The organism is Frateuria sp., from assembly GCF_035944355.1.
In the GTDB taxonomy this organism is placed as follows: domain Bacteria; phylum Pseudomonadota; class Gammaproteobacteria; order Xanthomonadales; family Rhodanobacteraceae; genus Frateuria_A.
The window spans coordinates 274,793-289,514 of sequence record NZ_DASZBH010000004.1; the positions used below are offsets into that span (position 1 = coordinate 274,793).

A 14,722-nucleotide genomic window follows, 5' to 3' on the forward strand; every position below is an offset into this window, starting at 1 on the left:
GCCACGCGGTCATGCTTTAAAACCTAATGCCTGAGCTAACCGGCGCGAGCCCGCGTGGTGGGTGAGCGAATTGTTAGGGAACAGCCGCGTGACCACACAAATTGTAGCTCACTGTTGCATGTGTGCAGCCGCACTCCTTGTCACCTGCAATGCGATATCGTCCCAAACTTGTCCGACAAGAGCCGTTTGGCTTGTGCCACCAACCCTTGGATCTTTGGCCTCTGCGTGGAACGTTTGACTCCAATGCGTTGAGCCTGTGGCGAAGTCCACATCAAGGTCACAGCTGGCCCTATCAATTGCCGGCGTCACATTGAAAATGCCCGCCGAGTACTGGAACTTGGTCTCGGCGTTTTTGATTGTGAGCGTTAATATCTTGGGAGCGGAGCTATTGACGCCCACGGCCGCATCCAAGGTTTCAAGGATGCGGCTTGACAGCCCTGGGCCTGTCGGAATTCGCGTCCGTGACCCGCCCCCAACGAAGCCGGACGCTCCTTCGATGTCCACGCGATCGGGAAACGACGACGGCACCCACGTGACCTTGACCGGGCCTTCTCTGTTTGCGTTCAGACCACGCGCTTGCGTCACAGTTTCGAATGACGGGCGCGTATCGAACGGCAAGTTGACCGTGCATCCTGACAGCGCTCCCAGACCCACCACGGCAACAAACAAACCCCAGCACTTGTTCATACGATTCTTCCCCTGTTTTCTAACGCTTGAATGAGCGGCGGCGCAGCCGTCCGCCTCGAATGAATTGTTAGAGTTGTGCTTCGAAGTCATTAGGATTATAAATTGTCTCAAACTTTTCTTTAGAAATTGTCTTGCCCGACTCAATTGTTTGATTCATCTCTTTAATCACTGACTCCAAATATTGCAGGTAGGCTCTATGATCTTCCGTTCCTGGCGACAGGTTAGGGGCGTCCTGATTGTTCAGGTGAAAGTCGATATGCCATTTTATGATTGCGCAGTTGCTGTAACCATGTTTAGTCAGCTCGCCTAGTTCTTCCGTGCATCTTAAGAACTCGGCGCTAAGGCCGTTCGTGCGATGTTCTTTGCGCATGACGGAGCACAAGTTTTCAATTTGGTTGAGCATGAAATTCTGAGTGCCAACCAATCCGTGAATCATCTGAAAGGATATTCGTTGACTTTGGTTTAGATGAAGAAGAACATCCTTGTAATAGTTAGAGAAGATTGGGTTCGATACTCCTATAGCAGCAGATTCAACGAATCCTTGAGCACCGTAGAGTTGAAGGTTGCGACCGTGGAAGTAGAGGAGACGCGTTGACTCCCGGTCGATGTCTTTCAGCTCTTCAATTAGGAGCTTCAACGTCTTTGCTCGCTGAAAGTACGCCCTAATGGTTGTCCCTATCTGCGCAAGGAGGAAACCTGCCAAGGCTCCCGATAGGCCAATCGACAGTTTCATCAGACCATCGGAATTCATTGTCACACCTCTAACACCTGAATTTAAGCGGCAGCGAAGCCGTCCGCCTTGAATGAGTTGTTAGCGCGTACTAGAAGACCATGACGTGGTCGACCAAATACTTGCGACCCTGAACAAGGACGAGCTCCGCGACGAACTCACCAGGAACCTTAGTGAAGGTCTGTCGTCAGACAACCGCGACTGATCCCGGCCGCCTGAACACCGCGACGAACTCGCGCTTGGCGAAAAATCCCTTTGTACTCTGGTACTGCTTGCAGATTGACTCGAGCGCGCTTTTGGAGAGGACGCTCTTGGCACGCTCGGTGAAGTCTCGCGTGTGCCGCTCATAGTCGATGGCAGTCGAAGCCTCCATCAGATTGTCCATGATGGGACCAATAACGGCCAATATCTCTTCGTCTGATTTCTGCGCCAAATCCATGATGGCTCCTTCGCAGCGCTGACGCTGGAGTTAAGCGGCGGCGAAGCCGTCCGCCTTTTATGAGTTGTTAGCAGACATTTGCAACCTGCCGAAGCGCATATGTGAGGCCAAGCAGTTCCTCTGGGTGATAACGGAAATCTGCGTGCTCAAGTTTAGCGCCCGCAGCGACCCAGGCGGGACCGACGTGTGCGTATTCCTGGGGCGTCAGGTGGCCATACTTTTCGTGAGGATAGCGGAGCTTGACGAAGTTGCTCCCCAAATCCGCAAGCACGCCAACATGATCTGTGGCTAGGGCAGATGGGCCAATGCGCTCTCCTGCGATACGGAGTACGTCGGCTTGGTGTTGCGGGGAGAGCAATGCGAAAAGGTCATGGTACTTGTGGCCGTGAGCCACGGCTTGAGTGAACTGCTCGACGACTACCTTGAGCAGGAGCTCAAAGCCGACTAGTTGCAGGAGGTAGGGAGAGTTCGAGCTGTCTCCCGCGGCTGCCAGCAACTCTGCGGAAACGTAGCGCTTCTCGCTTTCTTGGAGCATCAACTCGTGGCGAACTGTCCGCATGACTGCTAACGCCTGAGTTAAGCGGCGCGCGTCAGCGCGTCCGCTTGAATGAGTAGTTAGCCCGCGCTTTGCCGGTGCGAGCCACACCGAGGAAGCTTAGCTCTATAAAAGTGCTCACGTCTTCATCAGTCAGCACAACCGTCGCCCGTGGTTGCAGCCGACTTGCCATGAAGTCAGCAGCTTTGCTGCGTAAGACGGAGAGCGCGCTGTGCCTGCTGGGGCTTAGCCAAAGGGTGTTGGTTGAGAACGTGAGGTCGATGAGTTCTTGAAGCGAGGAGTGCTCTATCGCGAGCCCGTCACCCACGAGCACGTACTCGTGCTCGCCGTGCCTATCCCAGGCAACCGAGGCGAACGCCTTTGAATAGGTGAGATGTAGGAGGCGGCTATCCATGCTGTCAGAGCTAACTCGAAGTAGATCCCCTTCTGGGATGTAATCACGCAGCCTATCCCGGAGAAGGCGACCAGCGGGCGCCGGGCAACCATAACGCAATCAAGGTGCTGGCTGTCAGCGCGCAGTCCAATCCCGCAGCCTAATCCGGCAGTGTCGGATGGCTCAGCGGCACCGGTTGATCTGGTCGCGCAGGGCTTCGGTTGCCTGGCGGGCGGCCGTGGCGAAGTCGTCGCCCTTGCCGGCGTAGAGGATGGCGCGGGAGGAGCTGATCATCAGGCCGGCGCCGTCGGCGGTGCGGCCGTGGCGCAGCACGGCTTCGACGTCGCCGCCCTGGGCGCCGATGCCGGGGACGAGCAGGGGCATGTCGCCCACCAGGGCGCGCACCTGCGCCAGTTGCTCGGGCCAGGTGGCGCCGGTGACCAGGGCGCAGTTGCCGTTTGCGTTCCAGTCGCGGGCGATGGTGCGGGCCAGGTGCTGGTAGAGCGGGAGGCGCTCGCCATCGGCGCCTTCGACGATCAGGTCCTGCAGGTCGGCAGCGCCGGGGTTGGAGGTGTGGCAGAGCAGGATCACGCCCTTGTCGGCGCGGTCCAGGAAGGGCTGGATGGAGTCGCGGCCGAGGTAGGGGTTCAACGTGACGGCGTCGGCGCGGTAGCGCTCGAAGGCTTCCGTAGCGTAGTGCTGTGCGGTGGAACCGATGTCGCCGCGCTTGGCGTCGAGGATGACCGGAATGCCCGGGTGCGCGTCGTGGATGTGGGCGATCAGGCGCTCGAGCGCATCTTCGGCGCGCAGCGCGGCGAAGTGGGCGATCTGCGGCTTGTAGGCGCAGACCAGGTCGGCGGTGGCGTCGACGATGGCGCGGCAGAAGGTGTAGACCGCGTCGGGATCGTCGCGCAGGTGCGCGGGGAACTTCGCCGGCTCGGGGTCGAGGCCGACGCAGACGAGGGAGTCATTGCGCTGCCATGCCTGGTGCAGGGACTGCATGAAGTGCATGGCTGTGGCTCCTCGTTGTGGTGGTTGTCTGGCGCCAGGTGGCCCCTCAACCCTCTCCCGGCGGGAGAGGAGCGAAGGCGGCGCTTCGCGCTGCGTGAATCTGATTGAAGCGGGTTCCTTACCCGGCCCTCTCTACGCAGGGGAGAGGAGCGGGGCGAAGCGTACGGCCTCCCCCTCTCCCCAACCTCTCCCCCGGCTGTGCCGGGGGAGAGGGAGCAGAAGCGGTTTACGCCAGCTTCTTGTACTTCACGCGCTTGGGGCCGGCATCGTCGCCCAGGCGGCGCTTCTTGTCGGCCTCGTACTCGTTGTAGTTGCCGGGGAAGAACTCCACGTGCGAGTCGCCCTCGAAGGCCAGGATGTGGGTGGCGATGCGGTCGAGGAACCAGCGGTCGTGCGAGATCACCATCGCGCAGCCGGGGAATTCCAGCAGCGCGTCTTCCAGCGCGCGCAGGGTTTCCACGTCCAGGTCGTTGGACGGCTCGTCCAGCAGCAGCACGTTGCCGCCCTGCAGCAGGGTCTTGGCCAGGTGCAGGCGTCCGCGTTCGCCGCCGGAGAGGTTGCCGACGATCTTCTGCTGGTCGGTGCCCTTGAAGTTGAAGCGGCCGATGTAGGCGCGCGACTGGATCTCGAAATTGCCGATGGTGAGGATGTCGGCGCCGCCGGACACTTCCTGCCACACGTTGTTCTTCGGATCGAGCGCGCCGCGCGACTGGTCGACGTAGGCCAGCTGCACGGTGTGGCCGAGCTTGACCTCGCCCGAATCGGGCTGCTCCTTGCCGGTGATCATCTTCATCAGCGTGGACTTGCCCGCGCCGTTGGGGCCGATCACGCCGACGATGGCGCCCGGCGGCACCTTGAACGACAGGTCGTCGATCAGCAGGCGGTCGCCGAAGGCCTTGGAGACGTTCTTGAACTCGATCACCTCCTGGCCCAGGCGCTCGCCCGGCGGGATGAAGATCTCGTTGGTCTCGTTGCGGCGCTGGTATTCGACGGCGTTCAGTTCCTCGAAGCGGTTCAGGCGCGCCTTGCCCTTGGACTGGCGGCCCTTGGCGGCCGAACGCACCCACTCCAGCTCCTTCTCGATCGCCTTCTGGCGCGACTTCTCCTGCTGCGCTTCCTGCTTGAGGCGCTGGTCCTTCTGCTCCAGCCACTCGGTGTAGTTGCCCTTCCAGGGGATGCCGCGGCCGCGGTCGAGCTCGAGGATCCACTCGGCGGCGTTGTCCAAGAAGTAACGGTCATGCGTGACCGCCACCACGGTGCCGGGGTAGTCCTGCAGGAAGTGCTCCAGCCACTCGACCGACTCGGCGTCCAGGTGGTTGGTGGGCTCGTCCAGGAGCAGCATGTCCGGCTTGGACAGCAGCAGGCGGCACAGCGCCACGCGGCGCTTCTCGCCGCCGGAGAGCGGGCCGACCTTGGCGTCCCAGGCGGGCAGGCGCAGCGCGTCGGCGGCCACTTCCAGCTGGCGCTCCAGCGCGTGGGCGTCGTTGGCGGCGAGCAGGTTCTCCAGCTTCTCCTGCTCCTTGGCGAGCGCGTCGAAGTCGGCGCCTTCCTCGGCGTAGGCGGCGTAGACCTCTTCCAGGCGCTTCTGCGCGTCGAGGATGACGTGCACGCCTTCCTCGACCACTTCGCGCACGGTCTTGTCCGGATCGAGCTGCGGCTCCTGCGCCAGGTAGCCGACCTTGATGCCCGGCTGCGGGCGGGCCTCGCCCTGGTAGTCGGTGTCCACGCCGGCCATGATCTTGAGCACCGTGGACTTGCCCGCGCCGTTCAGGCCCAGCAGGCCGATCTTGGCGCCGGGAAAGAAGCTGAGCGAGATGTCCTTGATGATCTGGCGCTTCGGGGGAACGATCTTGCTCACCCCGTTCATGGTGTAGATGTACTGCATGCTTCGCTCCCTTGAGGGCGGCCGCGGGCCGCACGGGCGGTCCGACGTAAAGGCGGGGAAATGACCGCCAATTATCGCCGATCGGGCTTGTTCTTGCCATGCGGCGCACCCGAAGCGCCTGGACCCTCCGTGTTTTGCACGGGAGGGCAGCGATGGAGGCGATCGGCAACCTGCGTGGTATCCGCCGCGGCGTGCGGGGACTGGACCGGTGGGCGGCGCGGCGGGCGTCGCGTCGCGGGCGGTGGATGGCCTTCGCCTACGAGTTCCTCTGTTTCGGGCTGAAGCAGGCCTCGGCCTGCCTGTTCGGCGGGTTGATGGTGGCGCTGTTGCTGGCGACCTGGCGCTGGTATCCGGCCCACGCGCCGCTGGCGCGTTACGACTTCCTCACCCTGGCGGCGTTCGGCATCCAGTTGGCGCTGCTGGCGAGCCGGCTGGAAAGCCCGGACGAAGCGCGGGTGATCGCGCTGTTCCACCTGGTCGGCACGCTGATGGAGCTGTTCAAGACCGCGATGGGCTCGTGGATCTATCCGGAGCCCTCGCTGCTGCGCCTGGGCGGCGTGCCGTTGTTCACCGGCTTCATGTACGCCTCGGTGGGCAGCTACATCGCCCGCGCCTGGCGGCTGTTCGGGTTCCGTTTCAGCGGCCATCCGCGCTTCGCTCCGGCGGCGGTGCTGGCGCTGGCGATCTATCTCAACTTCTTCGGCCACCATTTCCTCCCTGACGCGCGGTGGCTGCTGTTCGCCGTGCTGGCCTGGCTGTTCCGTCGCAGCTGGGTGCATTACCGCGTCCGCCGCGTGCATCGGCGCATGCCGCTGCTGCTCGGCTTCGTGCTGGTGGCGCTGTTCATCTGGCTGGCCGAGAACCTGGGCACCTTCAGCCATGCCTGGCTCTACCCGGCGCAGCGCCATGGCTGGTCGATGGTGCCGCCGGGCAAGCTCGGCTCGTGGCTGCTGCTGATGGTGATCAGCTACGTGATGGTGTGGGCGTTGCACCGGCGCGGCGCAGGCAGTGGCCGCAAACCCCCGGCAGGGCTACACTTTCCGGCTTCCACCCACTTGCCACCCACCGAGGCGACGCATGTTCCCGAAGGATTGCACGATCGAAGGTTTCGACCCTGAGCTGGCCAAGGCCATCGCCGACGAGGCGCGCCGCCAGGAGGACCACGTCGAGCTGATCGCCTCGGAGAACTACGCCAGCCCGCGCGTGATGGAGGCGCAGGGCTCGGTGCTGACCAACAAGTACGCCGAGGGCTATCCGGGCAAGCGCTACTACGGCGGCTGCGAGTACGTGGACGTGGCCGAGCGCCTGGCCATCGACCGCGTCAAAGAGCTGTTCGGCGCCAGCTATGCCAACGTGCAGCCGCACTCGGGCTCGCAGGCCAACCAGGCGGTGTACCTGGCCTTGCTCAACCCGGGCGACACCATCCTGGGCATGTCGCTCGCCCACGGCGGCCACCTCACCCACGGCGCCAAGGTCAACATCTCCGGCAAGCTGTTCAACGCCGTGCAGTACGGCGTGAACGAGCAGGGCCTGATCGACTACGACGAGGTCCAGCGCCTGGCCAGCGAGCACAAACCCAGGATGCTGGTGGGCGGCTTCTCGGCCTACTCGCAGGTGGTCGACTGGAAGCGCATGCGCCAGATCGCCGACTCGGTTGGCGCGATCTTCTTCGTCGATATGGCGCACGTGGCCGGCCTGGTCGCCGCCGGCGTCTACCCGAGCCCGCTGCCGCACGCGCACGTGGTCACCTCGACCACCCACAAGACCCTGCGCGGCCCGCGCGGCGGCATTATCGTCGCCAGCCGCGAGGCGATGGGCGAGGCCGGCGAGGAGATCGAGAAGAAGCTGCAGTCGATCGTCTTCCCGGGCATCCAGGGCGGCCCGCTGATGCACGTGATCGCCGCCAAGGCGGTGGCCTTCAAGGAGGCGCTGGAGCCGGACTTCAAGGCTTACCAGCAACAGGTCGTCAAGAACGCCAAGGCGATGGCCAAGACCATCACCGAGCGCGGCTACAAGATCGTCTCCGGCGGCACCGAGAACCACCTGATGCTGGTCGACATGATCGGCAAGGGCGTCACCGGCAAGGACGCGGAGGCGGCGCTGGGCAAGGCGCACATCACGGTCAACAAGAACGCCGTGCCGAACGACCCGCAGAAGCCCTTCGTCACCTCCGGCCTGCGCGTGGGCACGCCGGCTGTCACCACCCGCGGCTACAAGGAAGCCGACTGCGTGGAACTGGCCAACTGGCTGTGCGACGTGCTCGATGCGCCGGGCGACGAGGCGGTGATCGCCAAGGTGCGCGCGAAGGTCGAAGCGCAGTGCAAGAAGTTCCCGGTGTACGGCTGAGCGGGGAACAGGGAACGGGGAACGGGGAACATGGAGGTTCCGGTGGTTTCCGATTTTCGGCAGTTGCGGGTCTGGCAGGAGGCCATGGACATGGCGACGCGGGTCCAGCAGTTGACGGCAGTCTTTCCGGCCGAGGAGAGGTTCGGAATTGCCCTGCAGTTGCGGCGGGCTGCCGTTTCGGTACCGTCGTGCATCGCTGAAGGCAACGCTCGCAGTTCCACCCGCGACTATCTGAGGTTTCTGTCCATGTCGGCAGGTTCGCTAGCAGAAATCGAGACCCAGCTGCTTCTTGCGACACGCTTCGGCTATGTGTCCGAGGGCGCGCTTGCCACTACCCTGACCCATCTGCACGCCATCGCGCGTCAGCTGCAGGCGCTCAGAAGCGCCCTATCGAAAAAGCTCGCGCCGACCCCCACGTTCCCCGTTCCCCGTTCCCCGTTCCCCGCCCGCTGATGCACTGCCCCTTCTGCCAGCACGAAGACACCCGCGTGATCGACTCGCGGCTGACCGAGGACGGCGCTACCGTGCGCCGTCGTCGCGAGTGCCCGCAGTGCGGCGAGCGCTTCAACACGTTCGAAACGGCGGAACTGAAGCTGCCGGCGATCGTCAAGAGCGGCGAGCGGCGCGAGGCGTTCGACGAACGCAAGCTGCGCACCAGCTTCGAGCGCGCGCTGCAGAAGCGGCCGGTGGCCAGCCAGGACGTCGACAACGCGGTGCGCGAGATCGTCAACGACCTGCGCCGCAGCGGCGAGCGCGAGGTGCCCTCGCGCCAGGTCGGCGAACTGGTGATGCGCGAGCTGAAGAAGCTCGACCAGGTGGCCTATGTGCGCTTCGCCTCGGTCTACCGCAAGTTCGAGGACGTGCAGGCGTTCCGCGAGGAGATCGAGAAGCTGGAGCGCGACCTGCCCGAACTGGACAAGCTGCAGCTGTCGCTGCTCGGTGGCGAAGGTGGCGAGTCACGCCGCGGCCGCAAGAGCTGAGCGCCCTCTCCCTCCGTCGACAGGGAGAGGTGGAGCAAGAGGCGAATCTCGCCCAGGCGCACGAAAGTTCAGAGCTGCCGGTAGCCTCCTGAACGCTTCGACGGCCTCCATCGAGCGTCGTTCCAGCGAACGCGGGAACCCACTTTGGCCTTGGCTTGCGGAGCCGGATGGATTCCTGCGTTCGCGGAATGACGTCCGAAGCTTGCCGAGCCAGGTTCGTTTGCCGAGACTCGACGCGTTTCCGTAGAAGGGAGCCTGACCCGCATGACCTTCACCGCCCTCGACCATCTCCACATGGCGCACGCGCTGCGCCTGGCCGAGCGCGGGCTCTTCACTACCCAGCCGAACCCCCGCGTGGGCTGCGTGGTCGCGCACGGCGAGCAGGTGGTGGGCGCCGGCTGGCACCGGCGCGCGGGTGGGCCGCATGCGGAGGTCTTCGCCCTGCGCGAGGCCGGCGAGGCCGCGCGCGGCGCCACCGCCTACGTGACGCTGGAGCCCTGCGCGCATTTCGGCCGTACGCCGCCGTGCGCCGATGCGCTGGTTGCTGCCGGCGTGGCGCGGGTGGTGATCGCCACCGAGGATCCGTTTGCGCAGGTGGCCGGCAAGGGCATCGAGAAGCTGCGCGCGGCCGGCATCGCGGTCGAAGCCGGCCTGATGCGCGAACAGGCGCGCGAGTTGAACGTCGGCTTCTTCAGCCGCATCGAGCGCGGGCGGCCTTTCGTGCGGCTCAAGCTGGCCATGAGCCTCGATGGCCGTACCGCCCTGGCCGATGGCGAATCGCAGTGGATCACCGGCGAGGCGGCGCGCGCCGATGTCCAGCGCTGGCGCGCGCGCAGTTCCGCCATCCTTACGGGCAGCGGCACCGTGCTGGCCGACGACCCGCGCCTCACCGTGCGCATGGACGCTTTCGACGCGGCGGCGGGCGCCCCGGTGCCGCCGTTGCGCGTGATCCTCGACGGCCGGCTCCGCACGCCGGCCGGCAGCCAGGTGCTCGATGCGCAGGCGCCCACCGTGCTGATTCACGCGGCCGGCGCGACCGTGCCGGCCCATCTGTCGAACGTGGATCGCCTAGCGTTGCCCGGACAGGAGGGGCGCCTGGATCTGCATGCCGCGCTGGCCGAACTGGCGCGCCGCGAGGTCAACGAAGTGCACGTCGAAGCCGGCCCCACGCTGTGTGGCGCGTTGCTGGCCGCAGGGCTGGCCGACGAGCTGCTGCTCTATGTCGCCCCCGTGCTGCTGGGCGACACCGCCCGCCCGCTGCTGGCCCTGCCGCCGCTGGCCCGTATGGCCGAGCGCTGGCGCCTGCAGACGGTGGACCGGCGGGTCGTCGGCGAGGACATGCGCCTGCGGCTTCGGCCGATTCCGTAGCACGGGGGCGTGCCGCGGAACGCAGCGTTCCCGCCTGGGGGCGCCGGGGCGGTGCTAGACTTCGCCGGCCGGCTTGCCGGCACACGACGTCTTCAGGGCGGGGCGAAATTCCCCACCGGCGGTAGGTTCCTTCAAGGAACGAGCCCGCGAGCGCTTCCGCTTCCCGCGGAAGGTCAGCAGATCCGGTCCGAAGCCGGAGCCGACGGTTGGATGCGAAACGGCATCCTCACAGTCCGGATGAAAGAAGACGGTCGGATGCGTGGCCCCGTGCCGCGCGTCGGCCTCATGCCTTGGGGCGTTCTCGCTCGCTTTCCCGCGGAGAACGTTTCATGACCAACGTTGATTTCCACATGTGCGCGGCTCTCCGCCGGGAGGCGCGCTGATGTTCACCGGCATCATTCAGACGGTGGGCCGCATCGCGCGGCTCGAACCCCGTGGCGGTGACGTGCGCCTGCACGTCGATACCGCCGGCCTCGACGTGGCCGACGTGCAGCTGGGCGACTCCATCGCCGTGTCGGGCGTGTGCCTGACCGCGATCGGCCTGGAGGCACACGGCTTCGCCGCCGACGTCTCCAACGAGACGCTCTCGCTGACCACGCTGGGGCAGCTCAAGGCCGGCGATCCGGTCAACCTGGAGAAGGCCCTGCGCCTGGCCGACCGCCTGGGCGGGCACCTGGTGTCCGGCCACGTCGACGGCGTGGGCAAGGTGGTCTCGGTGACGCCCGACGCGCGCTCGCAGCGCTGGACCTTCGAGGTGCCGGCGAACCTCGCCCGCTACATCGCCGCCAAGGGCTCGATCTGCATCGACGGCACCAGCCTCACCGTCAACGAGGTGGCCGGCGCGCGCTTCGGCGTGAACCTGATCCCGCACACGGTCGAACACACGGCCTTCCACGCCAAACGCGCCGGGGACGCGGTGAACATCGAAGTGGACGTGATCGCGCGCTACGTCGAGCGGCTGATCGGCAGCGGCCAGGCGCCGCGGCTGGACGAGGCCTTCCTCAAGCAGCACGGCTTCGCCTGACCGAAGCGGGCCGTGCGATGCCCGACTGCTCGTCGGCCCGTCGACCCGCTCACACCCAACCATCCGCGCCATCCGCCTCGGCGTCATTCCCGCTTTCGCAGGAAAGACGCCAGGCAAGCAGCGAACCACCGGAATCCTTCCATGCCCTTCAACACCATCCCCGAGATCCTCGAAGACCTCCGTGCCGGCCGCATGGTCGTGATCCTCGACGACGAAGACCGCGAGAACGAGGGCGACATCGTGATGGCCGCGCAGATGGTGCGGCCGGAGGACGTCAACTTCATGGTGCGCGAGGCGCGCGGCCTGCTGTGCCTGACCCTCACCGAGCAGCGCACCCGCCAGCTGGGCCTGAAGCCCATGGTCAGCGACAACACTTCGCCCTACCACACCAACTTCACCGTCTCGATCGAGGCGGCCGAGGGCGTCACCACCGGCATCTCGGCGCACGACCGCGCGCGCACGATCCAGGTGGCGGTCAAGTCCGACGCGAAGCCGCAGGATCTCTCCCAGCCCGGCCACGTGTTCCCGCTCACCGCGCAGCCCGGCGGCGTGCTCACCCGCGCCGGCCACACCGAGGCCGGCTGCGACCTGGCCGCGCTGGCGGGGCTGGAGCCCGCCGCCGTGCTGATCGAGATCCTGCACGAGGACGGCTCGATGGCGCGCCGCCCGGAACTGGAAGTCTTCGCCGCCAGGCACGGCCTGAAGATCGGCACCATCGCCGACCTGATCCGCTATCGCCTGGAAACGGAGAAGACCATCGAGCGCGTGCACGAGGAGGACGTGCAGACCGAGTTCGGCCCATTCCGCCTGGTCGCCTGGCGCGATGCCATCCGCCAGGGCCTGCACTACGCGCTCATCCGCGGCAAGGTCGACGACGGCGCGCCGGTGCTCACCCGCGTGCACGTGCGCAACACACTGTCGGACGTGCTGCACCTGACCCGCGACGACCTGGGCCTGACCGTCACCGGCGCGCTTCGCCGCATCGCCGACGAAGGCCGCGGTGTGCTGCTGGTGCTCTCGGGCGAGGACACCCCCGAGGCGTTGCTGGCGCGGCTCAAGCGCCAGCCGGCGACGCTCGCGCCCGAGGACGCGCAGCAGCAGGAATGGCGCCAGCTCGGCCTGGGCGCGCAGATCCTCACCGACCTTGGCGTGCACAAGCTGCGCGTGCTGGGCACGCCGCGCAAGCTGGTCGGCCTGGCCGGCTTCGACCTGGAAGTGGTCGAGCACGTGTGAGCCTGCGGCCCTTCGGCTCCGGCCTGTGGCCCACGCTCAAGGCGAGCGGCTTCTCTGGACCGTTCGCCCTGAGCGTAGGCCCGAAGCGCCGAAGTCGAAGGGCCGCCCGAAGCCCCGCATGCCTTAGGATCACCCGCATCCCACCGCCTCCACGCCCATGCCCCACGCCCGCATCCGCCTGATCGCCCCCTCCGGCTACGCCCACGATCCCGCCGTCATGGCGCGTGGCGTGGCGCGCCTGCGCGAAGCCGGTTGCACCGTCGAGGGGCTGGAGGTGCTGGAGCGCGCGCAGTCGCGCTTCGCCGGCAGCGATGACGAGCGCGCCGGCGACATCAACGCGCTCGCCACGCTCGACGCCTTGCCGGACATCGCCCTGGTCACCCGCGGCGGCTACGGCGCCGCGCGCATCCTCGGCCAGCTCGACTACGGCGCCCTGGGCGAACGTCTGGCCGGCTCCGGTCTCGCGCTGGTCGGCCACAGCGATTTCACCGCGCTGCAGCTCGCGCTCTACGCGCGAAGCGGCGTGCGCAGCTTCGCCGGTCCGCTGCTGGCGGACCTCGGCGCCGAGCCCGCGCCGCTGTTCACCTGGGAGCACTTCTGGAAGACCCTCGCCGCCGATGCCTGCGAAGCCGCCTGGTCCGGCGCGGGCCAGGCGGAGGTGGACGTGCAGGGCACGCTGTGGGGCGGCAACCTGGCGGTGCTGTGCAGCCTGCTGGGCACGCCGTATTTCCCGCGCATCGAGGGCGGCATCCTGTTCGTCGAGGACCTGGGCGAGCCGCCGTTCCGCATCGAGCGGCTGTTCTACCAATTGCACCTGTCCGGCGTGCTCGGCCGGCAGCGGGCGCTGGTGCTGGGCGATTTCCACGAGTGCCGCCCGGGGCCGCGCGACAACGGCTACGACCTCGAGGCGGCGTTCGCGCAGCTGGCGCAGGTCGCCGGCATCCCGCTGATCCACGGCCTGCCGCACGGCCACGCCGCGCGCCAGCTCACGCTGCCGTTCGGCGCGCAGGCGCGGTTGCGGGTGGGCGGCGGCGAGGCGCGCCTGGCGTGCACCGGCTACCCGCACCTTTCCGCGCCGCCGCGCGCCTAGGGGCCGCGTCGGCAGCCCGCGGCGCAAATCCGTAAAATACCCGGCCCGCGAAGGGCTCCCGCTCATCCCAAGGATCGTCCATGAACATCATCGAAGGCGACTTCGCCACGCCCACGGGCCGCTTCGCCATCGTCGCCGGCCGCTTCAACGGCTTCGTCGTCGAGCCGCTGGTGGCCGGCGCACGCGACGCGCTGGTGCGCCACGGCGTCAGGGACGAGGCGATCGACCTGGTCCGCGTACCCGGCGCCTGGGAAATCGCGCTGGCCGCGCACAAGCTCGCCAACTCCGGCAGCTACGCGGCGGTGATCGCGCTGGGCGCGGTGATCCGCGGCGCCACCCCGCATTTCGACTACGTCGCCGGCGAGTGCGCCAAGGGCCTGGCGCAGGCAGCCTACGGTTCCGGCGTGCCGGTGGCCTTCGGCGTGCTCACCACCGACAGCATCGAGCAGGCGATCGAGCGGGCAGGCACCAAGGCCGGCAACAAGGGCGCCGACGCCGCGCTGGCCGCGCTGGAGATGGCCAACCTGTACGGGAAGCTGTGATGAGCCCGGCACCGCAAGGCATCGACCTGGCCGCCCGCTCGCGCGCCCGCCGCCGTGCGCTGCAGGCGCTGTACGCCTGGCAGATCTCCGGCAGCCACATGAAGGCCGTGATCGACCAGTTCCGCCACGAGCAGGACATGGAGGTGGCGGACCTGGAGTACTTCGAGGACCTGCTGCACGGCGTGGAGCAGCACGTCGACGAACTGGACACCGCGCTCAAGCCCTACGTCGACCGTGAAGTGGCGCAGATCGATCCGATCGAGCGCGCCGCGCTGCGCCTGGCCGCCTATGAGCTCAAGTACCGCCTGGACGTGCCCTATCGCGTGATCCTCAACGAGGCGATCGAGGTCACCAAGCGCTTCGGCGCCGAGCACGGCCACAGCTACGTCAACGGCGTGCTGGACAAGCTCGCCGCGCAGGTGCGCGCGGCCGAGAAGGGCGCGCGCTGAACCCCGTTG

Annotated in this window: 17 protein-coding genes and 1 riboswitch; of the genes, 10 read left to right on the forward strand and 7 right to left on the reverse strand. The window is 66.5% G+C overall.

Annotation, left to right across the window (positions count from 1 at the left end):
- Positions 1-108: 108 nt before the first annotated feature.
- The 7 genes from VGU03_RS02350 to ettA form a co-directional block, all read right to left on the reverse strand.
- Positions 109-687: a hypothetical protein gene (locus VGU03_RS02350; RefSeq protein WP_327478301.1), complete on the reverse strand. Its 579-nt coding sequence runs from the start codon at positions 685-687 to the stop codon at positions 109-111.
- A gap of 67 nt (positions 688-754) precedes the next feature.
- Positions 755-1,420, reverse strand: coding sequence for a hypothetical protein (locus VGU03_RS02355; RefSeq protein WP_327478303.1), 666 nt, complete (start codon positions 1,418-1,420; stop codon positions 755-757).
- Positions 1,421-1,604: 184 nt separating this feature from the next.
- Positions 1,605-1,856 (reverse strand): hypothetical protein, encoded by a 252-nt coding sequence (locus VGU03_RS02360; RefSeq protein ID WP_327478305.1) that lies wholly within the window; start codon positions 1,854-1,856, stop codon positions 1,605-1,607.
- Positions 1,857-1,923: 67 nt separating this feature from the next.
- Positions 1,924-2,391, reverse strand: coding sequence for a hypothetical protein (locus VGU03_RS02365; RefSeq protein ID WP_327478307.1), 468 nt, complete (start codon positions 2,389-2,391; stop codon positions 1,924-1,926).
- 55 nt (positions 2,392-2,446) lie between these two features.
- On the reverse strand, positions 2,447-2,806 hold the full coding sequence (locus VGU03_RS02370) for a hypothetical protein (protein WP_327478309.1): 360 nt from the start codon (positions 2,804-2,806) through the stop codon (positions 2,447-2,449).
- 162 nt (positions 2,807-2,968) lie between these two features.
- On the reverse strand, positions 2,969-3,796 hold the full coding sequence (gene pyrF, locus VGU03_RS02375; RefSeq protein ID WP_327478311.1) for an orotidine-5'-phosphate decarboxylase: 828 nt from the start codon (positions 3,794-3,796) through the stop codon (positions 2,969-2,971).
- A gap of 226 nt (positions 3,797-4,022) precedes the next feature.
- Positions 4,023-5,681: an energy-dependent translational throttle protein EttA gene (ettA, locus tag VGU03_RS02380; RefSeq protein WP_327478312.1), complete on the reverse strand. Its 1,659-nt coding sequence runs from the start codon at positions 5,679-5,681 to the stop codon at positions 4,023-4,025.
- 245 nt (positions 5,682-5,926) lie between these two features.
- On the opposite strand from ettA, the gene VGU03_RS02385 reads away from it, so the two are divergent.
- From VGU03_RS02385 to nusB, 10 genes are all read left to right on the forward strand, one after another.
- On the forward strand, positions 5,927-6,799 hold the full coding sequence (locus tag VGU03_RS02385) for a DUF817 domain-containing protein (protein WP_327478314.1): 873 nt from the start codon (positions 5,927-5,929) through the stop codon (positions 6,797-6,799).
- Positions 6,759-8,027: a serine hydroxymethyltransferase gene (glyA, locus tag VGU03_RS02390; RefSeq protein WP_327478315.1), complete on the forward strand. Its 1,269-nt coding sequence runs from the start codon at positions 6,759-6,761 to the stop codon at positions 8,025-8,027. Before VGU03_RS02385 ends, glyA begins: the two co-directional genes overlap by 41 nt.
- Before the next feature lie 30 nt (positions 8,028-8,057).
- Entirely contained in the window at positions 8,058-8,480 is a 423-nt protein-coding gene (locus VGU03_RS02395) for a four helix bundle protein (protein WP_327478316.1), read from the forward strand.
- Positions 8,480-9,007, forward strand: coding sequence for a transcriptional regulator NrdR (gene nrdR / locus VGU03_RS02400; protein WP_327478317.1), 528 nt, complete (start codon positions 8,480-8,482; stop codon positions 9,005-9,007). Before VGU03_RS02395 ends, nrdR begins: the two co-directional genes overlap by 1 nt.
- A 264-nt stretch (positions 9,008-9,271) precedes the next feature.
- Positions 9,272-10,375, forward strand: a complete 1,104-nt coding sequence (gene ribD / locus VGU03_RS02405) for a bifunctional diaminohydroxyphosphoribosylaminopyrimidine deaminase/5-amino-6-(5-phosphoribosylamino)uracil reductase RibD (protein ID WP_327478318.1) — start codon at positions 9,272-9,274, stop codon at positions 10,373-10,375.
- Positions 10,376-10,459: 84 nt separating this feature from the next.
- A riboswitch (FMN riboswitch) is annotated at positions 10,460-10,628 on the forward strand.
- Between the two features lie 129 nt (positions 10,629-10,757).
- Positions 10,758-11,399 (forward strand): riboflavin synthase, encoded by a 642-nt coding sequence (locus VGU03_RS02410; protein WP_327478319.1) that lies wholly within the window; start codon positions 10,758-10,760, stop codon positions 11,397-11,399.
- Between the two features lie 141 nt (positions 11,400-11,540).
- Positions 11,541-12,632 carry a bifunctional 3,4-dihydroxy-2-butanone-4-phosphate synthase/GTP cyclohydrolase II gene (gene ribBA, locus VGU03_RS02415; RefSeq protein WP_327478320.1) on the forward strand — a complete coding sequence of 364 codons (1,092 nt, stop codon included), beginning with the start codon at positions 11,541-11,543 and terminating at the stop codon, positions 12,630-12,632.
- A gap of 157 nt (positions 12,633-12,789) precedes the next feature.
- Positions 12,790-13,722: a muramoyltetrapeptide carboxypeptidase gene (gene ldcA / locus VGU03_RS02420; RefSeq protein WP_327478321.1), complete on the forward strand. Its 933-nt coding sequence runs from the start codon at positions 12,790-12,792 to the stop codon at positions 13,720-13,722.
- An 80-nt stretch (positions 13,723-13,802) separates the two neighbouring features.
- On the forward strand, positions 13,803-14,264 hold the full coding sequence (ribE, locus tag VGU03_RS02425) for a 6,7-dimethyl-8-ribityllumazine synthase (protein WP_327478322.1): 462 nt from the start codon (positions 13,803-13,805) through the stop codon (positions 14,262-14,264).
- Complete coding sequence (nusB, locus tag VGU03_RS02430; RefSeq protein WP_327478324.1) at positions 14,264-14,713, forward strand: transcription antitermination factor NusB; 450 nt, start codon at positions 14,264-14,266, stop codon at positions 14,711-14,713. Before ribE ends, nusB begins: the two co-directional genes overlap by 1 nt.
- The last annotated feature ends 9 nt before the right edge of the window (positions 14,714-14,722 follow it).